This is a genomic window from Extibacter sp. GGCC_0201 (assembly GCF_017566055.1).
In the GTDB taxonomy this organism is placed as follows: Bacteria; Bacillota; Clostridia; order Lachnospirales; family Lachnospiraceae; genus Extibacter.
Genome location: NZ_JABFCH010000075.1, coordinates 1 through 429 on the forward strand (window position 1 = coordinate 1; position 429 = coordinate 429).

The 429-nt window shown below is 50.3% G+C and carries 1 protein-coding gene; it reads left to right on the forward strand.

Annotation, left to right across the window (positions count from 1 at the left end; translation table 11 throughout):
• Positions 1–429 (forward strand): transposase (locus tag HJV72_RS18820; RefSeq protein WP_208073385.1); only part of this gene is annotated, 429 nt, incomplete at both ends.

The window sequence follows — 429 nt, forward strand, 5'->3', positions numbered from 1 at the left end:
CGCAAGGATTACGAGACAAAGAATTATGCAGTGTATGCGATCCTGGGCTATGATGTAAACGGGATCAAGGATGTGCTGGGCCTGTGGCTGAACGAGTCCGAAAGCAAGCATACCTGGATGCAGATATTTGATGAACTCAAGAACCGTGGGGTAGAGGATGTCCTGTTTATTTCCATGGATGGGGTTTCCGGCCTGGAAGAAGGGGCCAGGGCAATCTTTACAGACGTAACGGTACAAAGATGTATGGTACATCTGATCCGCAACTCCATCAAATACGTCCCAAGCAAGGACTACAAGACATATACCACACATTTAAGGAAGGTCTACGGAGCTGCCAGCCTAAAGGCAGCCGAGGGGGAGTTTGAAAGGTTCCGGCAAACCTGGAGCCAGTATCCGGGTGCCATTGATGTGTGGGAAAGGAACTGGGGG